This window comes from Psychrobacter sp. HII-4 (assembly GCF_904846595.1).
In the GTDB taxonomy this organism is placed as follows: domain Bacteria; phylum Pseudomonadota; class Gammaproteobacteria; order Pseudomonadales; family Moraxellaceae; genus Psychrobacter; species Psychrobacter celer.
Window position 1 is genome coordinate 40,611 of the sequence record NZ_CAJHBJ010000011.1, and the last position, 25,077, is coordinate 65,687.

A 25,077-nucleotide genomic window follows, 5' to 3' on the forward strand; every position below is an offset into this window, starting at 1 on the left:
AAGCGGCTCTTATGATAAGAGCCGCTTTTTTGTGTGATGACCATATACGCTATTAACGATTGGGTACCGTCAGACGCTGACCACGCTGTAGCATGGTGTCGGCTGCGATATTATTCATATCTGCCAGCTCTTGGGTCGATACTCCGTATTTACGCGCCAGCCCGATGAGACTATCTCCTGAGCCTACGGTATAGCTGACGGTTGCTTTTGGTACTTTTAGCGTCTGTCCGCGTTGCAGTTGGGCATTGGTTGCCAAATCATTGGTCGCCGCCAGATCTTCTACCGATACACCAAACTCTCTAGCAAGCGCAATCAAGCCATCGCCTGACTTGACCTTGTAGTTTTCGGTATTGCCCAGCTTTTTGCCACTGCTGACTGTACTGGCTGAGGTATTGCTCGTCGCATTGCTGCTTTGCCTGCTGGCACGAGAGCCCACTGGGCTACCGCTAGCAGGAATCGTAATGGTACGGCCTAGTATCAAGTTTGAGTTGGTCTTTAGGTTATTGGCGGCAGCCAAGTCACTCAGACCGATATTGTAACGTCTTGCCACGCCCGTTAGGGTATCACCGGATTTGACCTTATAACTGACCGCTTTATCATTTAGCTGACGATCGACGATATCTTTGGGCGCAGGCACTTTAATTGTTTGACCACGTTGCAGGCGAGCTTTGGCATCAAAGTTACTGTTTACCGCTGCCAGCTCTGCTGGACTGACGCCGATACTGTTGGCAATACCAATTAAAGTCTCACCTGATTTTACCTTATAACTGGTGGTTGCCACTGAGCTTGCACCACTCTGCGTTCTACTGCTGCTAGTACGAGAGGCCGCGTCTATGTCTGCGCTGGCAGGTACTTTTAAGGTTTGCCCGACATATAGAGAGTCTGTGCTGTTAAGGCCGTTGAGACTGGCCAAAGTAGCGGTCGGCACATTGAACTGACGCGCCAAAGCGATCAGACCATCACCCGGTTTGACCTTGTAGTTTTTGGTTGCAGTGCTTGATTTTTTTGATCTGGTAGAGGGCGCCGCTGGTGTTGTAGCAGGTTCTTTCACTTTGCCAGGTACCAGCCAGAGCTTTTGTCCTCGAAGCAGATCAGCACGGCTGCTAAGATTATTATAGCTGGCAAGCTGTGTCACTGATAAGCCAAAACGATTGGCGGTACCAATAAGCGTGTCGCCACCTTGCACAACATAGCTTTCGGGTTGATTGGCAGCTGGATTACTGGCAGCGCTAAGCGGCTCGATAGTTTTGGCATTATATAGATATAAAGTGGTACCAGATAATAGCTTGGCGCTGGCATCTATTTGGTTCCATTCGGCGATATCGCGCCAGCTCACGCCAGCTCGACTGGCAATATTGGACAGCGTATCACCACGTTTTACCGTATAAGTACTACGTGTGCCTTGTGGCTTTGGCTTGCTGACTGGCGTTTTTGCAAAGCTCAGTTTTTTTTCATCGCCTGTCGCCTCCAAGATAGACTGCTGCGTCTGCACCGCCGATAAGTTGATGTTGCCATCAGCGTTGATGACATTGGTCTCAGGCGTGCTACTGCGTATCTGCTTGGCAATAAAGTCACGTTCTTCTTTGCTCAAAGGCGGCTCTTGAACGATGGTATTGTTTTGAGTGATTTTTGCAGACGTGGTCGGTAGGCTGTTGCTGCTTTTTAGCTCAGCATTGATTTTATTGGTCTCGGCGGTGGTCAACGGCGGCTCAGTATGTACAGCGGCGGTGTTGCTATAGACCGAGCTGCTCGTCTGTGTCGTTGTAGGCGAGATATAGCTCGTCGTCTGCTGCGGCACACTGGCGCTAGCGGCATAGTCTGCCAATGCGCTGCCAGTAGATGGCAAAGCAGAACTGGTATAAGGCTTACTGTTATAGCTTGATGAGCTTGAGCTGCTAGTGGTGGTGCTGTTATTACTGGCAGTCAACACATTACCCATGCCATTACCACGCAGCGAGCTGAGCTTGGCGTCTAGGTTGAGGCTCACATCATTAGGGATAATCACCCGCTGTGGGCCTGAGGCATCGACACGCCCTGAGGTGAGCGCGGTATTGAGTCTTTCGAGCTCATCATAACTGACGCCTGTGATTTGTGATACTTCCGATAAACTGACACCATAATTGACAGGCACACTGCGAAAATGCTGACGGTTGGCGATAGCTGGTAGATAGACACCGTACTGCTCAGGCTTGGCAACGATTTCGGCCACTGCTAAAAAGCGTGGCACGTAGTTCATGGTTTCGGTGGGCAGTCTAAGTGACCAGTAATCCGTGGGCAGACCACGAGCCGCATTAGCATCGATGGCATTTTGCACACGACCGGGCCCTGCATTATAAGCGGCTAACGCCAGCTCCCAACTACCAAACTGGTTGTGCAATGCGGTCAGAAAGTCATAGGCAGCGCGCGTCGACTCAATGACGTCACGGCGACCATCATAAGTGCTGCTTTGATTTAACCCATAAATACGACCCGTACTAGGAATAAACTGCCATAAGCCAGCTGCTGCGGCACTACTGGTCCCACTTGGGTCATAAGAGCTTTCGATCACAGGCAATAGCGCCAGCTCGGTTGGGATATTACGGCGCTCTGCTTCTCGCACTGTGTGATAAATATAACGACTGGCACGCGCAGTCAAACGGTTTAGATACTCTTGTCGACTGGTAAACCAGCTTTTTTGTGCTTCGATACGCTGGTTATAAATTGGCTGTCCGCCGTTCATACGGTAGCCGGCACGCAAACGATTCCACAAATCACCGTATTGCTGAATGGCAAGTTTGTTGCCTTCTACCATGGTCATGTCTGTCGCTTCTAACAAATCCGCTAACTCGTCTAAGCTTTCAGCATCAAGATAAGCGGTAGAGTAATCCGTGGTGGCAGATTTTGCTGCTTGCTTACCAGCACGCTTGGTAACCGTCGCCGAGGTATTGGTCGCGCCTTTGTTTTTTACCGGCGAGGTATTGCTACAAGCACTGATGAGTAACGTCGATACCGCAAGCGTCAATGGTAACGCAATAAATGAGCGAGAGTTTGAGAGCACAGTAGACATGATATTGGAGGTTTCCTAACGACAAGAAGTAATGAGATAAGTTGCTTGATAGTATAGTCTGCAATGTAAAGCAAAGACCGGTCTGATGTAAAGACCTTAAGCAAAAGTTACGGTCGCTCTTTTTTGTGACTTTTATGAATATAAGCATATATATAAACAAAACCTTATAAGGAATGGTTATATATCATGGATGAGCTGTATTTATTCACCATCTTAATGATTAATGGTCTTAATTAGCTACTCTTAATCAGATACTTTTAATGAAATACTCTTAATTAATAGTCACTTGTGAGACCGCACGCAATAAGACAGCATTGCCCGTCGAGAGCGTCAAGGTCACCCGCGAGGTGGTGACAAACGAGACCTGCTGACCATCTTTTACCCAGCTTTCATTGGTGATCACATTGGCTTTGGCCTGTCCGCCTGTGATGACGATGTTATTGACAGAGATATCGTAGCGATAATTGGAGGTGTCGTTCCAGCTGTTTTGTAGCAGTTTTAGATAAGCTTCTTTGTCCAGACTGGTTGATTTTCCTTTTCTAGATAAAGAAATCAGCGCATCATCAGAGACCAAACGTGCAACTTGGTTGATGTTCTGGCTGTTCGCTGATGACTTCATGGCAGCGACGTAGTTTTTTACTAGCGCTTCGGTCATGGTCGCCGCCTGCGCATTGATCGTGATGGTGCTTGCAGCAGCAACGATAGCAGCCACACTGGTACTTTTTATCATCAGAGCCAAAAGCCCGTTTCCCCATACTCGTTTCATGATAATCCTTAGCGATATTATCGGCGTTATGGTCATACATTTTATATTTATCATACATTTTATATTTATCTATGTATTGACGTAGAGACCACAAGCGCATTTATCGTTTGACTAAATAGGCCACCTATACTGAGTATAGGTATTGACGCCTTAATATTGACTTTACGAGCCATTTTGGTAATTTTTTTAGTCCAATCACGGCAGACTCGTATCATAGTGTGAGACTATCATTCAATTCTCACAGCCATGTGACACCCTGTGTAATTATTGCGAACATCTTTGACTTCCTCCCCTCCCTAAAGTGAGGGGATTCCTACAACTAGACGGTCAAGCCCGACCGCAAATCTTAGAGGTGGCTACCGCCTTGCAATTCACACCTTGCATCTAAGATTCTTATTTCAAACTAACCCTACCGTTAAGATTGTCTGTTGACACGAGCTAGTTTGAGAGTGTGTGTGGAACACCATCTACCAGTTAAGACATTGCGTACTCGCAATTTATACTTGTCTTAGCTGTTTATTGTAGATGGTTTAATTTAATGGCTGATTGACTGTAGCAACTTTGTCGCCTTATATCCACCCCCTGAAGTGGGTGGTTTTACGGCAACTGATGATAACGATAGACTATCTTGAAGTATACCGTCATATCAAGCCTCACTGATTATCACAGTAAGGCTTGATAGTGACGGAAACTCAGAGCAGTGTAATCAGTCACGCTTAGCGTTATGACTTGGTTTCTGAGCCATTATCTTCAGACTGTTCATCATCACTGAGCTTCATCCCGAGCCGCTCTACGCGTCTGTCCATCATTTGCCGTGCCAGCGCTTGCATGTCCTCGACGCGGTCTATCTCATCGACAATTTCCAGCCCGAGCAAGGTTTCAAACACATCCTCCAACGTCACCAAGCCTTTGACCTCACCATACTCACCCACAGTAATGGCAATGTGGACACGGTTTTTTAGCATCAGCTCTAGCAAGTCAAACAGCTTCATCTTTGAGAATACAAAGGTGATCTCTCGTTTAAACTGGGTCAACGGCTTGTGCATGGCATGGTTGACTTTGGCCAACAGCATATCTGTCTTTAGCACAAAACCGGTAATATTGTCCAAATCACCATCATAAATCGGCAAACGCGAAAACGTCAGCTTAGGGCGATCCACTAGCAGCTCAGCCACGGTTTTATTTTCTTCAAAAGCGAGCATCACTGAGCGCGGCGTCATGATATCCTCAACCTTGATAGCGCCAAAGGCCAGCAAGTTACGGATAATGCGCGACTCTAGCGGGTCTATCTGACCTGACTCTTCACCGATGCTGGCCAAAGCGGCAAACTCACGACGGCTAAAGGTTTGCGGCTCTTTACCGCGCACCAGAAGTTTGGTGAGGCGCTCTGATATCCAAATCAGTGGATACAGCAGTAAGATAATACCGCGGACAAAATAAGCAACCAGACCGCTAAGCTGACGCCAATACAGCGTACCCAAAGTCTTGGGAATGATTTCAGACAAAAACAAAATCGCCAGCGTCATAATCGCCGAAAACAGTCCAAACCAAGCACTACCAAAGACGATAGTTGCTTGGGCACCAGCGCCGATAGAGCCAAGCGTGTGCGCCACTGTGTTTAATGTCAAAATAGCGGCCAGCGACTGATCGATATTATCAACTTTTAGGCTTTTAAGCATTTCCGCTTTTTTGGGGTTGCTTTCTTGTACGTCCGCGATAAACGACGGCGTCATACTCAGCAAAACAGACTCGGCCAACGAACATGCAAAAGACACGCCAATGGCCAGTACGACAAAAAATATCAGCAGCATCACATTCAGCGCTGTTGGTGCAGCCGCCGCGTCAGCCGCCCAAGCCAGCTGCGGTAGTAGCAAGATGGCAGGAAACGGCAGCATCGCGAGTAACGGCCGACCAAAACCAGCGGGACGACACATCTTTGGGGGAGGTTCTGCTGACTCATCTTGACGACAAGCCCGCGGACGACTTAAACGAGGTACAAACATAAAAGAGGTGGACAAGTTAGGTAACCTAAACAGAAAAGAAGAAAAAGATAATATCATGGGTACGCGCCGCCGGGCATCTACCGCTTGACTTCCTCCCCTCCCTAAAGTGAGGGGATTCCTACAACTAGACGGTCAAGCCCGACCGCAAATCTTAGAGGTGGCTACCGCCTTGCAATTCACACCTTGCATCTAAGATTCTTATTTCAAACTAACCCTACCGTTAAGATTGTCTGTTGACACGAGCTAGTTTGAGAGTGTGTGTGGAACACCATCTACCAGTTAAGACACTGCGTACTCGCAATTTATACTTGTCTTAGCTGTTTTTTGTAGATGGTTTAATTTAATGGCTGATTGACTGTAGCAACTTTGTCGCCTTATATCCACCCCCTGAAGTGGGTGGTTTTACGGCAACTGATGATAAAAACTGGTTAATACTCGATAAACAGGCACTCATCGATGCCCACCACCTTGCCTAACAGCTTGTCTTATAGGCAACTAATAACCCAGTCAGTCAACAACCAACATCTGGCTGCTGCGCGTGACATTTTATAAGGACAGCTTACCAGCCCTACCCTCTGGGTATCGTGTGGCGGCAATTATTGCCATTTGATAGTAGCATTGATGATAATATTTCACAATAAGCCGCGCTTTTTAAGTGCGATTTTTTACGTACGCCGTTTATCCCCGAGGTTTTACGTTTCGTCATACGGGTTTTTGGCTAGCATTTGATGCGATCAATCGCCCGATATACCAGAGAAAACACACCCAGCTTATGATTAACAGTTACCAAGTCTGGGATTTTTTGTTACTATGCGTCTAATTTTATTATTGTCTATGACTTACTGAGAGTAAATTATGTTGCTATTTATCCAAGCCGCCCATGCGGCCCCAGAAACTGCAGGCGCTGCGTCAATATTTGGCCAGATCTTATTGCCTGTCGCTTTTTTTGCGATTTTTTATTTTTTGGTCATTCGCCCGCAGTCTAAGCGTACCAAAGAGCATCGTGCTATGGTCAATGCGCTTAGTGTCGGCAATGAGATTATCTTTGCCGGTGGTCTGATGGGTCGTATCAAAGACATCGAGGGCGACTATGCTGTCGTCAGCTTGAACAACAACACAGATGTGAAGATACAGCGCGCTTCTGTCATCTCAGTATTGCCTGCTGGCACTATCGAGAGCGTATAATTATCAGCCGTGCTATATTTATGATCGTGCGCTCGTCGCACTGAGAAATACGTACGTGCCTAAAAAATGACCGTACCTTGTCTACGGTCATTTTTCGCTATAAAGTAGCAAAACCATGCATTTTATAATGCCAAAGACGGCGATAAGTTGTCAGCTTTATGTTATCGATAATCTTTCGATAACAGATATTTTGGATGACGGCGCAAAGCGTCATCTGTATTATTTGCTTTATTGTTTTATGCTTTATTATCATCGCGGATGATCGCAATGGTACATGACAACGACTGCCAAATACGGCACTCGACCATTGCTATCGCTAACTTCCCATCTGCTAACTTGGGGCCTACGTCGCCAGTCGTTTATCAACCTAAAGAAGTGATTATGCAATATCCCGCTTGGAAATACTTACTCATCGCCGTCGTGCTTATCATTGCCGGTCTGTATGCTGCCCCCAACCTCTACCCTGACGAACCTGCCGTACAGATTACCAGTGCTGCCGCAGGTACCCAGCTGTCTGAAGATATTTTGACCGAGTCACAAAGACTCCTTACTGAGGCAGGTCTGGACAGTCATGATGGTACGTTTGAGGGCAACAGTGCGCTGGTACGCCTAAAAAACTCAGTCGATCAGCTCAAGGCGCAAGAAGTATTGCGTCAAAATCTGGGCGAGGACTATGTCGTGGCACTCAACTTAGCACAGACCACGCCAGAGTGGCTACGTAGCATCGGCGCAAAACCGATGAAACTTGGTCTGGATTTGCGCGGCGGTGTGCGCTTTGTCCTCGAAGTCGATATGGATAAAGCTCTCGAGCAGCGCTTAAGTAGTGCGAGCCGTGATATGCGCCGTGAGCTACGTGCTGAACGAGTGGCGGTCAAGGGCATCAAAACTGAAAACCAAAGCATCGTACTGCATTTTGCTGATACGGACGCGCGTAACCGTGCTCAAAACATCCTACAAGGCTCAATGGGCAATACCTTTAATTTGCAGTCTTCGATTGATGAGCAAGGCCCAGCGCTAATCTTGGCATACAATGACGCCACCCTCGATGAGATCAAAAGCTACGCGGTCAATCAAAACCTCACGACCCTACGTAATCGTATTGCAGAGCTGGGCGTGACTGAAGCCCTCGTACAGTCACAAGGCGCTAGCCGTATCGTGGTAGAGCTACCTGGCGTACAGGACACAGCCGAGGCCAAACGTGTCCTTGGACGTACGGCAAACCTTGAGTTTCGCATGGTCGCTGAAGACGCTGACACCTACACAGGCGGCATTCCACCAGCAGGCACTGAGGCTTTTCCCTTTGAGACGCTCGATGGCCCTCCAGTACTGCTAGAGCGTCAAGCCATCGTCACAGGTGATAAAGTCACCAATGCACAGACAGGCGTCGACGAAAACGGCTCGCCAGAAGTGAGCATCACGCTAGACAGTGCTGGTGGTAAGCTAATGCAAAATGCCACCCGTACTGCTGTTGGCAAACAGATGGCGGTTTTGTTTATCGAAAACAAACAAAGAATCACCTATGAAGAAGACCCAGAGACTGGCGAGACCGTCGAAGTACGCACGCCTTACGCTGAGGCAAAGGTCATCAACCGCGCCAATATTCAAGCAGTACTTGGCTCATCTTTCCGCATCACGGGCCTAGATAGTAGTGCTGAAGCAGCTGAACTGGCACTGTTACTACGCTCAGGTGCTTTAGCAGCCCCGATGTATTTCGTCGAAGAGCGCACCATTGGCCCATCACTCGGTCAAGAAAACATCGAAAAAGGCTTATTTTCGACGCAGGTCGGTTATTTGCTGGTCTTTGCCTTTATGATTGTTTTTTATCGCCTTTTTGGTGTCATCGCCAACGTGGCTCTAGCGGTAAACGTCATTATTATCATCGCTATTATGTCGATTTTAGGCTCATCGCTTACCCTACCAGGCATTGCAGGTATCGTTTTGACCATCGGTATGGCGGTCGATGCCAACGTCCTGATTTTTGAGCGCATACGCGAAGAGCTGGCCAACGGCGTACGGCCAAAATCCGCTATTGTGGCAGGATTTGATCGCGCCTTTAGTAGTATTTTTGATGCCAACCTCACCACATTGTTGGTGGCGTTTATCTTGTTTGCCATCGGTACAGGCCCGATCAAAGGCTTTGCAATTACGTTAGCTATCGGTATTGTCAGCTCACTATTTACCGCCATCATGGTGACACGTGCGTTGGTACAAATTGCTTATGGTAAGCGTAAATCTATCAAACGTTTGAGCATCGGTTAGGAGAACACTATGGCGATCGATAAGAACAACCCTTTAGCACAAAACAATCCAGATCGAAATGGTTCAGGCGGCTCAAACACAGACGCTAGCAGCACGCGCCGTCGCAAAAAACCACGCCGTGATGGCAAAGGCAGCAACAACCAAGCCAAATCAAAAAAAGCACGCCGCGGCAATCGCGGTGATAACGCCGCACAAACGCTCAGCACCCAAGCCATCGATCCAAATCTGGATATAGGTGATGCAGAGGACTATGCAGCAGCGCAAGCAGAAGGCGGCATCAAAGCGGTAGGCGATCAGCGTATCATTCCATTTATGAAGATAGAAAAGCCAATGGCGCTTTTATCGCTCTTGATGGTCATTGGTAGTATCATTGCAATTGCGGTCAATGGCCTAAACCTAGGCCTTGACTTTACCGGAGGCGTCTCAGCAGACGTACGCTATGAGCAACCTGTCGAGCAAGCAGAGGTCGTACAGGCTTTAGCCGATGGTGGCTTTGATGATGCTGTGGTACAGTATTTGGGTACTCGAGAAGAATTGCTGGTACGCCTACCGCCGCAGTCTGATAATGTCGATGGACTAAATGCCAGCTTGACCCAAGCATTGACACTGCCCGATAATGCTGCTGATATCAGTAACGTCAATATCATCGGTAGCCAAGTGGGCAACGAAGTGTATTTAAACTCCGTCATGGCGTTGGCACTGGCGCTGGTTTGTATGCTCGGTTATGTGGCCCTACGTTTCCAATTTAAGCTATCATTGGGAGCGGTGCTTTCGCTGTTTCATGACGCCATCGTTACTATTGGTGTCTTTGCCCTATTCGGCTTTCCATTTGATTTGACGGTGTTGGCTGCTATTTTGGCCTTGATCGGTTACTCATTGAACGATACGATTGTCGTCTATGACCGTATTCGCGAAAACTTCCGCCGCGTCCGTGGTATCTCACCGCGACAGACCATTGACCTGTCTTTGACAGAGACGTTGCGCCGTACGATTATGACCATCTCAACCGTGTTACTTGTGGTATTGGCCATGATGTTCTTAGGCGGTGATGGACTATACTGGTTCTCAGTAGCGCTATTTATTGGTCTACTGGCTGGTACGTATTCATCGACTTATATCGCAAGCTCAATCCCACTACGTATGGGACTGTCACGTGACGACTTTATTGTAAAAGTAAAGCCTGAGTTTGAAGAAGAAATCGTGACGTTTAACGATCCAAAAATGTACGAATAAGGCCGTATTTGGCCATGATGGCATTCTCTCTCTTATCTTATGGCCAACTGACAACATAAGCACAAAATTTGTATTTTTAATACAATAATAGCGTGTAAAAAGAAGCACCTGACTCACCAGCTGTGAGTCTAGGTGCTTTTGTCTTTTTGCTGCGTTTACGGACTACTGACCACAATCAGGTCAATATAAGACAGCCTCAGCCAGCAAAAAGATGTACGTCTATCACGTATCATCATATTGTATGTTGATTTTATTTAGCATCGCCTACGACAGCGCACTGTCTTTAACAAAGGGCATAAAACGGGTCAAAAATGTCAGTTACCGCCTCCTCTGCTAACGCCTTACCACCGATTGATATCCGCTACGCGCGCATCATCGCAATTGCGCTGCCAGTTTTGCTGGCAAATCTGGCCATGCCGCTACAAAGCGTGATCGATACGGCCATCGTCGGCAATATGAATGATACTGCTAAGCTTGCAGGTATGGGGCTTGCGATACAATTGCTGTCTCTACTGCTGGTTAGTTTTAACTTTTTGCAATATGCATCGTCTGGACTATCCGCGCAAGCTCTGGGGCAACTGAACGTAGCAAGCAAAGATAAAAACACGCTTGATTATCATGCTATCACTCCTTTATTGTCCATCTTACAGCGTGCTTTATTATTAGCCACGGCCATCGGCTTGGTATTGCTGCTGGCAAAGCCTTGGCTGATAGATTTTGGTCTACAGGCACTATCGGCCAATCCTGAAAGTGGCCGCGCGGCCAAGACGTATTTGGATGTGCGTTTTTGGGGTGTCATCGCCGAGCTGATGAACTTTGCTTTTATTGGCTGGTTTGCAGGGCAAGGCAAAACCCGTTATATGCTGTATCAGCAGGGCTTTATTGCCATACTCAACATTATCCTAACGCTGTTTTTTGTCTTTGGGTTACAGATGGAGCTGGTCGGTGTGGCACTGGGCACCACCATTGCGTTTTGGTCAGGTGTATTATTGGCTTTACGGCTGAGCTGTCGGCACCTAAAGATATCTTGGCAAACCTTGTTTTGTGCTGACAGCCAGCATTTTACCAAAGAAAAAATGCTTAGGCTATTTTCACTGAATAAAGACATCTTTATACGTACGCTGATTCTAACGTTAAGCTTTGCTTGGATTACCCGTCTATCTGCTCAAAGTGGCGATGTTATATTGGCGGCCAATGCCATATTATTACAAGTATTGAGCATATCTGCCTTTGCCTTAGATGGCGTCGCTGTATCAGCTGAGACGCTGAGCGGACAGGCAGCTGGGCGACGCGACTGGGCAAGCTTTCGCGTCGTTATCAAGCGCACTGGGCTCGTCAGTTACACGCTGGCTATCTTATTAAGCGCGGTTTGGTGGCTGGCCATGCCTATCTACCTGCCATTTATGACCAATATCGAGGCGGTGTTTCGCTTAGCTGACCAATATCACTGGTATGCAGTGCTCTTACCCTTAGTCGGTGTGGGCGCATATTGGCTGGATGGCATATTTTTTGGTCTGACTGCTGGTAAGGTGATTCGGAATGCCGCGCTTATCTTAGCGGCTGTCTTTTTTCCGCTAAGCTGGCTACTCTATCAGCAGTGGGATATGACTGGTATTTGGCTCAGCGTCTGGAGTCTACTGCTACTCAGACTTATCATTTTAATAGGTTTTTTATACCGCGCTCATCAGACAGGCGATTATGAAAAGCTCCAAATAGGCGCGTAAGGCGGTATTTGCTCCGATGTTGATATCGTCAGTTCGATATAAAAATGTTATAGCAAGTTAATAAAAAAGTCAGTAAGAAAACTAGGATGTCACGTGACTACTCAATCAAAATTATTACATCAGCAGCATAAGGCCCACTATAACTGGGCCGAGGGATTTAAAAAAAGTTTGCCTGTGGCAATGGGTTATCTGCCAGCGGGGATAGCCTTTGGTGTGCTCGCGCAGGTGGCGGGCGTCCCTATATGGGCGACCATTATGCTCAGTGTCGTACTCTATGCAGGCGCCGCTCAGTACGCCTGCTTGCCCATGCTAAGTGCCGGCCTACCGATTGGCAATATGGCAACCAATATTGCCGCAATTAACCTGCGTCATGTGTTTTATGGGATGCCATTGCTCCACTCTCTCCCGCAGAATAAAATCGCCAAAGCCTATTGTTTGTTTGCCTTGACCGACGAGACATTTTCGGTGATGACCAGCTTACCTCAAGAGTCAAGGCAGTCGCTCATTTTACCCATTAGTCTGTTTAACCAAAGCTGGTGGGTGTTGGCGAGCGCGATCGGCGTGATGATCGGCAGCACCCTTAGTGATATGGTGCCGCATTTAGATTTTGCGCTGGTCTGTCTGTTTGCGATATTGGCCTATGAGCAGTTTCAGAGCATCAAACGCTATTTTCCTATTGGCATTGCCATTGTTGCGTTACTGATTGCCTCACTATTTACCAGCAACTGGTTATTATTGGTGGCCATTTTTATTTGTATGTTGATGATTTTGGCACGTGGTTTTTGGGTACAGCGCGGTACAAAAGGAGCCGCTCATGAGCAGTAGTTATCTGATTTTGGCCACCTTTGCAATGGCTGCAGTGACCTTTGTGACGCGTGCACTCCCCGCTTTGATACCAAAAAAGCTGCTGGACACGCCGTGGCTACACCGTTTAAACGAAAGCCTGCCCTTATCAGTGATGGTGCTACTTATCCTCACCAGCCTTTCTTATCAAAACTTATCAGTAACCACCGGTATGCATAGCGCAGAGCTACATTTGCTGATGGCACAGATTGGCGCGCTACTGTTGGTGCTACTGATTTATCATATCAGCCGTCAGTTATTGGTCAGTATGGTCGTTGGTATCGCTGCCATTAATGGGCTGCTATGGCTGTTTACTCAGTTTTTGGGCTAACAGTTTTATAGCAGCACCGCTTTATCTTATTTTTATCTTGTGATGAAAAAGGCTGAACTCTGATAAGAGTCCAGCCTTTTTATTAGATACTATGAGCGGCTGCTCAGTGAGACATTATAGCTCTTCGACGCCCATCATATCGACTGGCGTATCGGCGACGATTTGCACGCCTTTTTTACCTGTTTTGGCAGTGTCGCTGCGCTGCTCTTGTAGATGGTCAAGATAGGCTTCGTTGATTTGACCTGTGATATAGCAGCCATTAAACACGGCACAATCAAACCCTTCTACTTTGCTGTACTTGGTGTCCTTGACCGCGTCAATCAAATCCTCTAAATCTTGGAAAATCAAACGATCAGCACCGATGATATCACGCACTTCCTCTACCGTATGACCAGAGGCGATCAGCTCGCTACGCACCGGCATATCGATACCATACACGTTTGGATACTTGACTGGCGGCGCGGCACTAGCAAAAAACACTTTGTTGGCACCAGCATCACGCGCCATCTGGATGATCTCGTGACAAGTCGTACCACGGACGATAGAGTCATCTACCAACAGTACGTTTTTGCCCTTAAACTCAAGCGGTACTGCACTGAGCTTTTGACGGACAGATTTTTTGCGCTGCTGCTGACCTGGCATAATAAAGGTACGCCCGATATAGCGGTTTTTCATAAACCCTTCACGGTACTTGACGTTCATCTTTAGCGCCAGCTCCATCGCAGAGGTGCGCGAGGTGTCTGGAATAGGAATCACCACGTCGATATTGTGATCGTCGCCCCACTCTGCAAGGATTTTGTCTGCCAGTTTTTCGCCCATGCGCAAGCGTGATTTGTAAACTGAGATGTTGTCCATAATAGAGTCTGGACGGGCAAAGTAAACATACTCAAAGATACAAGGCGTGTATTCTTTTTGCTCAACACACTGATGGGTATGCAGCTTGTGATCCAAATCGATAAAAATTGCTTCGCCTGGTTTGACATCACGAATAATGCTAAAGCCTGACCCTGTCAATGCCACAGACTCAGATGCCACCATGTATTCGGTGCCGCCGTTGGGTGCCATGCGCTTACCAAAAATCAGCGGACGAATACCGTTTGGATCACGAAACGCCAATAAGCCGTGACCTGTGATCAAAGCGACCACGCCATAAGCGCCTTCGCAGCGGCTATATACCGCTTTTACCGCTTCAAAAATATCGTCAGCACTTGGGTTGGTTTTGCCCAAGTTTTGCATCTCATGCGCTAGTACGTTGAGCAGGACCTCAGAGTCAGAGTCGGTATTTAGATGGCGACGATCTTCGATGTACAGCTCTTTTGCCAAAATCTCAGCATTGGTTAAATTACCATTGTGTGCCAAGGTGATGCCATAAGGCGAATTGACATAAAATGGCTGAGCTTCTGCGCTGCTAGAGGTGCCCGCTGTTGGATAGCGTACGTGGCCGATACCAAATTTGCCGACCAGCTTGATCATATGACGGTTCATAAACACATCACGGACCATGCCGTTTTCTTTACGCAGATAGAGTCGTCCATCTTGCAACGTCACAATACCTGCTGCATCTTGCCCGCGATGCTGTAGCATCGTCAAGCCATCATAAAGAATCTGATTGACTGGCTCATGAGCTGCAACCCCAACGACTCCACACATAGTTTTATCCTATTTTGACCCATACATTAGTACTACAATGACGACGAGACTGTAGAGCGGCCTGTTTAGCAGCCAGCATCGCCTTGCCATCTACCTGATGATATCTCTTACTACACTGATGTGTTATTTGTCAAAAACGCCCGCCATCGACTCTAGAATGTCGATTGCCCGTTTATGAGCTGTAATTGCTATCAAATCATTTTTTATCAAGGAAAAATACGAAGATAATGTCATAAAATTTGGTCTAACCAAAACTGGCCGATGATATCGAGCGCTTAAGACTGATTGACCTTATCCCACGCCATGCCCAGTACGTCTGACACCAAGGCTTTACCCATCGGTGCATAAGGCAATAGCTCTGGCGCGAGGACGGACGTTTGCCACTGCGGCAGTTGTACCAGCAGAGGCGCGCTGACACTCAGCACCACCAAGACCATCAGTACGTTTTTTGCCGCACCGAGTACGCCGCCTGCCATTTTATCCAACACACCCAAACGCAGCGTCTGCAGGACACCGGAGAAGACAAAAGCAACCAAGTGCATAATGGCCAAAATAACAATTACTACCAATAAAAACGCCATGGCCATCTGCAAAACAGGGTTTTGTACCACACCCACCAGCTGCGGAGCAATCGAACCTGCCAACCGAGTGGCGGCGATAAGGGCGACAAACCAGCCCAGTAAACCCACTGCTGTCTTAATCAGCCCTACCTGAAAGCCGCGCCACAGTCCAACCAAGACGACGATAGCAATCACGATATCCAAACCACTCATGTCCTATGCCTCATTGGTTTTATCATTTGTATGGTGAGAGAGTGCCGCTGATGACAGGCTTTAGCTTTCCATGGCGTCATAATAGCCGCCGATCGCCTGAATACAAGACTGTACCAAACCAGGCCCACGATAGATAAGCCCAGTATATAGCTGTATCATATCAGCCCCTGCTTCGATTTTTTTGACCGCTTTGGCGCCGCTATCGATACCGCCCACCCCAATCAGTGCCACCTTGCCCTCTAGCTGATCTGAGAACTGCTGCAATATCTGGGTACTGGTATGGCTCACCGGACGACCTGATAGCCCGCCTGCTTGATCGCCATCTCGCAGATCCTCAACCCCGACTCGGCTCAGCGTGGTATTGGTTGCGATTAGACCGTCAATCTCAAAGTCTATTAATTGCTGCGATATATAGTCAACTTGTAATGGCTCTAAATCTGGAGCGACCTTTAGCACCAATGGCACATAAAAGCCATATTCGCTAGCCAACTGACTGTGGCGGTTTTTGATCGTATGCAGCAGCAGCGTCAGTGCTTCGCCACTTTGTAAATCGCGTAAGTTTTTGGTGTTGGGCGAGGAGATATTGACCGTAATATAAGAGGCATGCGGATAGACACGCTCAAGACAGTATACATAGTCATCGGCCGCCTGCTCTACAGGGGTGTCGGCGTTTTTGCCGATATTAATTCCGATATTGCCTTTGTATTTACACCGCTTAACGTTTTCTATCAGATAATCAACGCCCTGATTATTAAACCCCATACGATTGATAATCGCATCGGCTTGTTTGATTCGAAAGAGTCTGGGTTTCTCATTGCCCGCCTGCGCTCGAGGCGTGACGGTCCCGACCTCAATAAAGCCAAAACCCAGCTCCGCCAGCGCATCAATATAATCGCCGTTTTTGTCCAGTCCAGCAGCCAACCCCACAGGATTGGAAAACTGCAATCCCATACAGTCAGTGGGCTGCATCAACTGACCATAGGCCAACCCCAATACACGCGCTCTGTGCGCTTTGTCCAATAAAGACAGTGTCATCTCATGGGCGTGCTCAGGATCCATATTAAACAAAAAAGGGCGAAGTAAGGCATAAGACATAATGGTGGCAGACCCTGCTCGAAAGTTATGGTGAATGAAAAGTGCGAATAAGATCAAGCGCTGCGATTATATCAGCTTAACAGAAATAAGAGCAAAGTTTCATGGGCTAAATTTTTATATTAAGGCACAGGGCGATTGTCTGTGAGTGCAATCCAACCTCTGATGATTCGGTAGAGATGCCAAATAAAAGTAAACAGCATTATTAGCAAGCCAACCCCTGCCAGTAGTACCGAACCGATGGCCATGTTGTTGCTACTATCGGTCAACATACTCACCCCAAATCCACCGAGCGCAAAGGCAATAATAACAATGCCCAAGACAAACCAAACAATACTGTACCAAAAGGTCTTGATTTGCCAATCAAAATGAGTAGCAAGCCATGAGCCATCGGCATCATGACGCTTAGCATAGTTCATCACGATCGGCACAATCCACAACAGACCTGCAGTAAAATAACTGATCACATAGAGCAGATAAGTGATGTGATTGTAAGTGATTAAGGAGCGGCGTTTGTCGCTATTCATAGTATTCTTCGCCTGATTGCTATCGTTATTGTTATTTATAGGATAATTGGCCATTGTACGCATCCATATCTGACAGTGACTGATACTTAGTTCATTGTGTCAAACAAAGGGGTTTTCAATGGTGCATCTATCAATAGCCTGCCGCAGATGATTCAGTGGCTAATGACTCTGTAGCGTGAGCGTCGTGATTGACGCTCATAGATGACTCACTGAGCGATGGTCGCTTGCACTTGTATCAGCTGACTGGTCAAATCTTGTTGCATCGATAGCTGAGTAAACTGCCAACCTTGCTGCTGCAGCTTGGCAAGTGCGCCACTGACCACCGCTTGACTGGCATGATCAAAGCTGAGCTGTACCGCATCGCCCGCCGCGACGACTTGCGCATTGGCAATGCCTGAGTGATCAAGTAGTGTACTGACGCGGCTGGCAGGCGGCATGGCCGCTGCGCCGTCTGGGGCGGCAGATGCAGTGAGCGCCTGACTGTCGATATTGCCTGACTGAGCACGCAGCCAAAAATAATCAGCCACTTGCGCTTGATAGGCGTTTTTACTGTCTGTTGCTGCTTGATGCATACTATAGCCACCATAACCGCCCACAAACACCAATAAAAACACAGACAGTACCGTTAGCGCTAGCTGATCGCGTGATGGCAAGGCATGCCAGCGCGACGATAGAGTGTTTCGGTAATGACTAAAGCGCTCCAATAAAGCATTGTCCTTTATCAGCTTACTCGGCTCAGCAATGCTGTTGCGGCTCTTGGCACGGCGCTGTAAACGTTTCATTTTCTACCTTTTGCTGATTTTGCGATAAGTAAGAAAGACTTAGACTATGAGGTCGCCGTGGCCGCTTGCAAGTCCGCACTCTCTGCGACCGCTACTGTGATCTGACCACTGAACTGCCCTTGCTCAGTGCTATTGACCTGAGCCAGCTTTGCATCGATGCCTTGGGCGACCAAGGTGCTGGTAAACTGGTCAAGACTACCACGATCAGGAGCAATCAAGGTAAAACTCAGCGCAGAGGGCTGCATCACCAAAGCTTGTGCATGCAATGAAGACTGTTTGATCAAGGGTGATAGCCGTGCCAGTGTCGCCATATGAGACGCCTGTGCTTGACTGTCATGGCGCAGTTTTGGTTGTAGCTGTATTTGTAGCTTGTTGCGACTGCTCAGTGGCTCGTTGGCAAACCAAGAATTATACTGATTTGCAATCTCAGCTTTGGTCGCAGTAGCTGCCTGCTGGTACTGATACCACTGCACGCCATCGGTTGCTATTTGTAGCACTAGCGCTGCCAACGCCACCATCATCGCCATCCGTAAATACGGCGATAGCTGAGAATCAGCGGATTTTACAAAGAAATTTAGCGCATGGCGCTCAGGGTTTTCAAGTGGTACTGGGGAGGCAGATAACGGCGTCAGCAGCAGCTGATGATCAGCGATAAGCTCAGCGGTGTGGGCAAACCAATCAGACCGAGCGTCCAGCTCGTCTTGCTGCTCCATAGCGGCGATAGGCGGCAAAAGGCTCACCTCGCTTAAGTGCGGAAAACGCTCAAAAATCAGCGGTAAATAACTGACCGCCATGCCCTGCCATGCAGACTGGCGCAGCAAAGTGGTTTGCTCGTCTTGATAAAGCGTGATTTGCTGACCGGCCTGCTCCGTTGGCGCAGGTAATAACAAAAAATCAGGCAATAGTGCGATGAGGCTCATGCCAGCCAACTGCGCGCTTTGTTGCCATGAGTCGATATCGCTCTGCGCCAAGGCATACAATTGATGACGCTCAGCGTGACTGATCTGGCGAACGGCCAACTGCTCCACAGGAGTCAAGGACATCTCTTCAAACAAATACTGCTTGCCACTATTGCCCAGCTGCTTGAGCTGGGCAGTATTTAGCTCAGTATCTACCTGCAATACATGACTGGATGGAAAGTACAGGCAGACCGCATTTTTTCCATTGGCTTTATAACTCCCATACCCCTCTTGTAGCTGCTGCCACCCCTCAACGCTTTGCCAGTGTTGAAGGTCTTCATGCCAGACAGCCAGTGGGCTATGCTGCGCCCGTAACCAAACATGTATCACTAAGCGTGTCCTTAATCATTAAAGCATTTATCAAAGGTAGGTGGCGTTATTGTGTAGACAACTGCTACTGGGTGACGACCATAATCACGGGCAAAACACGCATCACATCAAACAATCTAGGGCGTGTCCTCATTTCAAAAATGGTGATAAAAATGAGATAAATTGCAGTCAAACAAGGAAAATAGCGCCGTTAATATCAGGATATTGACCAGCTATTTGACGATGTTTGGCAAGATTTGGCCATTTTTAGCCCATTTAGATAGCTATCGAGTGAATTGAAGATACGCCCTAATAAGGCTGCTTCGGTACAAAGCGATCCGTTTCCCGCGCCATGCCAGCCATCACAAAGTCCATCTCAAACACTCGTGCTTCTGCCAAGGCAAACGACTCAGGATACTCCCCTATCAGCAGCCCTGCGATGTGAGCGACGATTGACATATGACACACCACAACCAAGCACTCGGCTTCAATATGACCAAGGTCGATCAAGGCTTGATGCGCATCATCTGCTGGCGTAATGTTATCTAGTATGACGAAGGGCACCGTTGGCGCACAGGCTTGAAACGCGGCCAAGGTTTGCTGCGCTCTATCATAAGGACTCACGATAAACTGATCTGGCTGATAGCGCGTCATCACGAACTCTGCCGTTTGCGCCGCCTGCTCTCTACCCAGATCTGTCAGTTGACGCGCGCTGTCTGGTCGCGTGTCGTTCTCTGCTTGACCATGACGTACCAATATAATTTTCATAAGCTTCCTTAATGCCGCCTAAGCGCTGCATACCTACTGCGAGTTTTTAGCAAGTCGGCTTTTTATTTGGCGTATTATTTGTCTTTATCACTATTCTTGTCAGCAGTTTTGCTGGCTGAGCTTTTCATATGTGCTGTCAGCGCTGCATTGCTATGATCATGCGCCATCACAAACTCGACATCGCTACGAAACCCAGCTTCCATCAGATGCAAAGCCACACCCAAGGCGGCCTTGTCTTCATAAATGACGGCGTATAGGGCATGAGTGATGGGCATATAGATGCCCTCGCGGGTGGCTTTTTCGTGCACTTGCTGGATGGTATTGACCCCTTCCGCGGTCTGACCCAGCTTTTTGACTGCTGCATCGATATTCATACCACGACCAAGCATATTACCGATACGAAAGTTGCGACTGAGCTCTGAGTTACAGGTTGCGTATAAATCGCCAACACCTGACAGGCCTAAGAAGGTCAATGGATTGGCCCCCGCCTCAACCCCGAAACGGCTCATCTCAGCCAAAGCGCGAGTCAATATCATGGCCTTGGTGTTTTCGCCGACTTCATAGGCCGCCGCCATACCCATAGCAATCGCATAAATGTTTTTGAGCGCGCCGCCCAGCTCTACGCCTTTGACATCATCACTGGCAAATACCCGAAAAAACGCACTATGCAGCGCGGCTTGCACCGCATGACGCAGCGGCTCAGACTCACTCGCAATCACCGTAGCAGAGGGCATGTTTTTCATGATTTCTATGGCCAGATTGGGCCCTGACATCACGCCAAAATTCACCTCTGGCAACTCTTCTTTGATGATGTCACTCATCAAGGCAAATGTGTCTTTTTCCATACCTTTGGTCAAAGAGACAATGGATTGCCCACTGATAAAAGGCGCGATGTTTTTTAGTGTCTCACGAAAGGCCAAACCAGGCACCGCGATAAAAACAATGTCTTTTTCTTTGACTGCGGCGGCCAAGTCATGACTGTATTTTAAGCGATCATCAAGTTTATGTCCTGGCAAATATTTTTTGTTGGTTTGGGTTTTTGCCATCGCCTTAACAGTGCGCTTATTGCGCACCCAAAGCGTGGTATCACAGCCATTCCGCGCCGCGAGATTTGCCATGGCAGTACCAAAACTGCCGCCGCCCAAAAACGCCAAACGTAGCTTGGTCGGATTGCTATGGATTTTGGCCATGTTTTTTGCAACGGCAGACTCTACCGCACTGGGATTGAGCTTTTTACGGCCCAGGCCTGATTTGGTGGCGCGCTCGATGATGCCTGCCAGCAGACTGTTTTGTTTGTCAGAGCTTTGCTTATCCGTGTCATTATGCTCGTTATTGGTGTCTTTATTACTGTCGTTAGGGCTAGTCATGTTCTGGTATCCGTGTTGACTGACTTATTATAAGTAGCATTATCGTGATTGAAAACCAAGATGCCGACCGTGTTTATTGTATATTGTGGGCATCTAAACCAAAGCGCCTGTAAACCTTATGACTCAAAACGTATGAGCGGTTCAATGTCAATGGGCTTGCGTGTAGGCTCGTCCTTAGGACTAGTGCCAGTATAAACAAAAGCCGTAATATAATCATCTGCCCCCACGCCAAAGTATGCCTTGACCGCAGGCTCATTACAAAGCAAACCTGTCCGCCATACCGTACTAAAGCCTTGTGCCTTTAGAGCCAGTAGCATATTTTGGACAGCGGCGCCTGCGCTGAGCAGCTGCTCAAAAGGCGGCACTTTTTTGTGTGCTTGCATGTTGGTCACGACCGTTATGATAACAGGTGCACGTAGCGGCATGGTATGAGTTTTTTTGATGGTTTTTTCGGTTAGCACTTCACCTTGTTGTGCAGCCTGTGCCTTTGCGGCGCTCACCAATGCCGCGCCCAACTGATGACGCGCCTCACCTTCGGTGACGATAAACCGCCACGGTTGCAGCTTTTTGTGGTCAGGCGCTGTGGCCGCACAGGCGATTGCTGCTTCTATCTGAGCACGGGTAGGTGCAGGCGTGTCTAGATTGCCCATGCTGCGCCTCGAGCCAATCCAGCCGATCATCGCTTCACTATTGACTGGCATCTCATCCGTGTCGATAATTTGTATAGACTGCTTTTTATTATTTTTATCAGAGGTAGTCATTACCGCTCCTTATTTATTTTGTGGTCACAGACGGGTTGCGTCAAGCTTTGATAATCCTTGAAGATATTTTTTACTCAAAACGACTAAAAACCATTGCATGCGCACACTGATATCATGCCTTTGTGGTACCTTTACACACCCTTAGCCTCAACAGCTATTACTGTACTCAACAGCCATTGCCGCTACGCAGCCTCTTCGGTGCGATGCTCCGTACGCAGGTAGTCTTCTGATTGCATCTCAAGCAAACGCGAACGTGTACGTTCAATCTCAAAAGCCAGTTTTTCTCCCTGATAGAGCTCAAGAATAGACTGCTCGGCACGCACCAGTAGCTTGACACGGCGATCATAAAACTCATCGACCAAATAAATAAAACGCCGCGTTGGATCACGTAAATCATCGTCTAAGGCTGGCACCACATCGACCAACACCGTACTAAACTGTTTGGCGATTTCGATAAAATCTGCAGCAGAGCGCGGCTCCATACACAAGTGTCTAAAATCACAAAACAAAATATCTTCGGTACGGGCGTTGACCTTAATCGAGCGGCCATTGATGACGATGGGCTCTTTGCTGATTTTTTGGTTGTTAGACAGGCTGGCAAAACGGTTGGCCAGCCAGTGATGATTGGCCTTGGTCAATGGCGACTCATACAGCTCAGCTTGCTGCAGTACCCGCAAACGATAGTCGATGCCTGAGTCGATATTCATCACCGTAGTATGGTGCTCGACCTCAGCGATCGCAGGCAAAAACCGGTCACGGTGCAGGCCATCTTTATACAGACCTGCTGGCTCGATATTGGAGGTGGCGACCAACGTCACGCCACGATTAAACAGCATGGTAAACAAATCGCCTAAGATCATGGCATCAGAGACGTTGGAGACAAAAAATTCATCAAAACAAATCACCACCGCTTCTTTGTAAATAATATCAGCGACTTTTTCGAGTGGATCACTTTGACCTTGGAGCGCGTTAAGCTCTTGGTGCACGCGCTGCATGAAATGATGAAAGTGCTGCCGCATCTTACGCTCGATGGTCAACGAGTCATAAAACATGTCCATCATCCACGTCTTACCGCGGCCTACCCCGCCCCACATATACAGACCCTTTGGGGCAGCAGGCTTGGATTTCAAAAAGCTAAAAAAGCGCTTTTTTTGTGGCACGCTGTCACTGAGCTGATGATACAGCTCATCGAGATAGCTCATGGCCTGATATTGCTGTTCATCTCGCGTAAACTCACCTGTGCTGATGGCTTGCTCGTAGCGTTGCAACGGGGATAAACTCATAATGCGACTCATTGTTTAATAAAATTTATTTGATAAAATCAAATGGTTATATTTTTACGATTGTATATAGCTGACGCGACTCTCATAGCAATCGATCCTAGCTATCGTCCAGAAAAACTATCATTAGAAAAACTATCGTCCAGAAACACTGTGGTGCTCAAGCAGTTTTTTTAATTCAGACAAACGCCCATGAAAAAAGTGCCCCGCCCCATCGACCACACTGACGGCGATACCCAGACGATCCGCAAATGCTTGCATCTTAGCAGGGTCAATCACCTCATCAGCATTACCATAAATCTCAAAGGTCTTATCAGCAGGTAAGTCGATATCACTGCTGTCGTTTTTTTCTACCGATGGCGCGATAAGCGCGATATTTATAAGCTCGAAATCGCTCACGTCCCAGATATGTGAGGCCTCAAGCACTTGTTCGGCGACGCGCGCGGTGACATACCCGCCAAAGGAAAAACCGCCCAACCACAGCTTGCGCGCGCCGGTTTGCTCAGCGATCCATTGTAGCACGGTCATCGCATCGACGACTTCGCCATCGGCATAATCATGCTCGCCTGTGGACTGACCGACACCGCGAAAATTAAACCGCACCACATGCATGCCACTATCGCGAGCAAAGCGGTACATGGTCGTGACCACTTTGTTATTCATCGTCCCATCAAACAAAGGGTTGGGGTGACAAAGCAGCGCCACCGTATCGGTATTGGGATCGTTAGGGTTGTCTTGTTGCCAGAGCGCATCGACCTCGAGCACGCCAGCAGGAGAAGGAATCAGGTGCATATTATTACTTACTTAATTAAGAATGAATGTCTCAATTATCCTAGATATGGTTTATATTTCAAGTGATTTGCTGTACAGACACCCTAGTAACCGCCTAAATGCCTACAAGTAAGACAACAGTAAGAGCGCACACAATAACTACCTAGACACCAAAGCGCCGAATGGGTTAGATTCATACTGATTGTGTAGTGGTGACTGGCAAAGCGTCTGTGCCATTTATCATTACAATACTCAACATCTAAATTGAGGAATACATTATGATTACTATGAATAAAACCGCCGCTTTTGGTGCCACATTGGCCGCCGCACTTGCTTTGAGCGCCTGCCAAAGCACCCCGTCATCACCGGTCATTCAACGTGCCAACGCTACCTACGAGACCACGGGTATCGCCGATACAAAAGTCAAAGCGCAACAAAACGCCATCGATAGCGCTCAAAAAACGTGCCGCAGCAAGCAAGTAATTATCATTGAGGACACAGTCAACTACAATGGTATCTTGGATGAGCGCACAGGCCGCATGGTTGGACAAGCTGGCGCGGTGCTCGGTAGTATCTTTGGTACCGGTTCACCAGATTTATCGCGTGATGACGACTATGAATACACCATCAGCTTTCGCTGCCAATAAT

Annotated in this window: 21 protein-coding genes; 7 read left to right on the forward strand and 14 right to left on the reverse strand. The window is 47.9% G+C overall.

Features of this window, described 5'->3' with window-relative positions; genetic code table 11:
• Window positions 1-52 precede the first annotated feature (52 nt).
• The 3 genes from JMX98_RS07320 to JMX98_RS07330 all read right to left on the reverse strand — a co-directional run bounded on the left by JMX98_RS07320 (window position 53) and on the right by JMX98_RS07330 (window position 5,815).
• A complete protein-coding gene (locus JMX98_RS07320) occupies window positions 53-3,046 on the reverse strand; it encodes a LysM peptidoglycan-binding domain-containing protein (RefSeq protein ID WP_201585605.1) in 2,994 nt (997 codons plus the stop codon).
• Between the two features lie 271 nt (window positions 3,047-3,317).
• Window positions 3,318-3,812, reverse strand: coding sequence for a hypothetical protein (locus JMX98_RS07325; protein ID WP_201585606.1), 495 nt, complete (start codon window positions 3,810-3,812; stop codon window positions 3,318-3,320).
• Between the two features lie 722 nt (window positions 3,813-4,534).
• Window positions 4,535-5,815, reverse strand: coding sequence for a CNNM domain-containing protein (locus JMX98_RS07330; RefSeq protein WP_227680081.1), 1,281 nt, complete (start codon window positions 5,813-5,815; stop codon window positions 4,535-4,537).
• Window positions 5,816-6,670: 855 nt separating this feature from the next.
• On the opposite strand from JMX98_RS07330, the gene yajC reads away from it, so the two are divergent.
• The 6 genes from yajC to JMX98_RS07360 all read left to right on the forward strand — a co-directional run bounded on the left by yajC (window position 6,671) and on the right by JMX98_RS07360 (window position 13,390).
• The gene (gene yajC / locus JMX98_RS07335) at window positions 6,671-7,000 is read left to right on the forward strand and encodes a preprotein translocase subunit YajC (protein ID WP_075102080.1); all 330 of its coding nucleotides are present in this window, start codon (window positions 6,671-6,673) and stop codon (window positions 6,998-7,000) included.
• Between the two features lie 381 nt (window positions 7,001-7,381).
• A complete protein-coding gene (gene secD, locus JMX98_RS07340; RefSeq protein ID WP_201585632.1) occupies window positions 7,382-9,259 on the forward strand; it encodes a protein translocase subunit SecD in 1,878 nt (625 codons plus the stop codon).
• Window positions 9,260-9,268: 9 nt separating this feature from the next.
• Window positions 9,269-10,492, forward strand: coding sequence for a protein translocase subunit SecF (secF, locus tag JMX98_RS07345; RefSeq protein ID WP_201585607.1), 1,224 nt, complete (start codon window positions 9,269-9,271; stop codon window positions 10,490-10,492).
• Window positions 10,493-10,803: 311 nt separating this feature from the next.
• Window positions 10,804-12,216, forward strand: coding sequence for an MATE family efflux transporter (locus JMX98_RS07350; protein WP_201585608.1), 1,413 nt, complete (start codon window positions 10,804-10,806; stop codon window positions 12,214-12,216).
• A gap of 93 nt (window positions 12,217-12,309) precedes the next feature.
• Window positions 12,310-13,041, forward strand: a complete 732-nt coding sequence (locus JMX98_RS07355; RefSeq protein ID WP_413786530.1) for an AzlC family ABC transporter permease — start codon at window positions 12,310-12,312, stop codon at window positions 13,039-13,041.
• Complete coding sequence (locus JMX98_RS07360) at window positions 13,031-13,390, forward strand: AzlD domain-containing protein (RefSeq protein WP_192992883.1); 360 nt, start codon at window positions 13,031-13,033, stop codon at window positions 13,388-13,390. The genes JMX98_RS07355 and JMX98_RS07360 overlap by 11 nt, the downstream gene beginning before the upstream one ends.
• 114 nt (window positions 13,391-13,504) lie before the next feature.
• On the opposite strand, the gene purF is transcribed toward JMX98_RS07360, so the two are convergent.
• The 11 genes from purF to JMX98_RS07415 form a co-directional block, all read right to left on the reverse strand.
• A complete protein-coding gene (gene purF, locus JMX98_RS07365) occupies window positions 13,505-15,040 on the reverse strand; it encodes an amidophosphoribosyltransferase (protein ID WP_201585609.1) in 1,536 nt (511 codons plus the stop codon).
• A gap of 275 nt (window positions 15,041-15,315) precedes the next feature.
• Complete coding sequence (locus JMX98_RS07370; RefSeq protein WP_201585610.1) at window positions 15,316-15,813, reverse strand: CvpA family protein; 498 nt, start codon at window positions 15,811-15,813, stop codon at window positions 15,316-15,318.
• A 60-nt stretch (window positions 15,814-15,873) separates the two neighbouring features.
• Window positions 15,874-16,908: a quinone-dependent dihydroorotate dehydrogenase gene (locus JMX98_RS07375; RefSeq protein WP_201585611.1), complete on the reverse strand. Its 1,035-nt coding sequence runs from the start codon at window positions 16,906-16,908 to the stop codon at window positions 15,874-15,876.
• A gap of 119 nt (window positions 16,909-17,027) precedes the next feature.
• Entirely contained in the window at window positions 17,028-17,486 is a 459-nt protein-coding gene (locus JMX98_RS07380; protein ID WP_227680078.1) for a DUF4870 family protein, read from the reverse strand.
• A 152-nt stretch (window positions 17,487-17,638) separates the two neighbouring features.
• The gene (gene gspM, locus JMX98_RS07385; protein WP_201585613.1) at window positions 17,639-18,214 is read right to left on the reverse strand and encodes a type II secretion system protein GspM; all 576 of its coding nucleotides are present in this window, start codon (window positions 18,212-18,214) and stop codon (window positions 17,639-17,641) included.
• Between the two features lie 44 nt (window positions 18,215-18,258).
• Window positions 18,259-19,503: a type II secretion system protein GspL gene (gene gspL, locus JMX98_RS07390; protein ID WP_201585615.1), complete on the reverse strand. Its 1,245-nt coding sequence runs from the start codon at window positions 19,501-19,503 to the stop codon at window positions 18,259-18,261.
• Window positions 19,504-19,791: 288 nt separating this feature from the next.
• Entirely contained in the window at window positions 19,792-20,250 is a 459-nt protein-coding gene (gene sixA, locus JMX98_RS07395) for a phosphohistidine phosphatase SixA (protein WP_192992887.1), read from the reverse strand.
• Between the two features lie 74 nt (window positions 20,251-20,324).
• Window positions 20,325-21,617 (reverse strand): NAD(P)H-dependent glycerol-3-phosphate dehydrogenase, encoded by a 1,293-nt coding sequence (locus JMX98_RS07400; RefSeq protein ID WP_201585616.1) that lies wholly within the window; start codon window positions 21,615-21,617, stop codon window positions 20,325-20,327.
• Between the two features lie 116 nt (window positions 21,618-21,733).
• Entirely contained in the window at window positions 21,734-22,318 is a 585-nt protein-coding gene (locus JMX98_RS07405) for a nitroreductase family protein (RefSeq protein ID WP_413786531.1), read from the reverse strand.
• Between the two features lie 242 nt (window positions 22,319-22,560).
• On the reverse strand, window positions 22,561-23,661 hold the full coding sequence (gene zapE, locus JMX98_RS07410; protein WP_075102095.1) for a cell division protein ZapE: 1,101 nt from the start codon (window positions 23,659-23,661) through the stop codon (window positions 22,561-22,563).
• Window positions 23,662-23,793: 132 nt separating this feature from the next.
• Window positions 23,794-24,450 carry an alpha/beta hydrolase gene (locus JMX98_RS07415; RefSeq protein ID WP_201585618.1) on the reverse strand — a complete coding sequence of 219 codons (657 nt, stop codon included), beginning with the start codon at window positions 24,448-24,450 and terminating at the stop codon, window positions 23,794-23,796.
• Between the two features lie 257 nt (window positions 24,451-24,707).
• On the opposite strand from JMX98_RS07415, the gene JMX98_RS07420 reads away from it, so the two are divergent.
• A complete protein-coding gene (locus JMX98_RS07420) occupies window positions 24,708-25,076 on the forward strand; it encodes a hypothetical protein (RefSeq protein WP_075102097.1) in 369 nt (122 codons plus the stop codon).
• Window position 25,077: the final 1 nt, after the last annotated feature.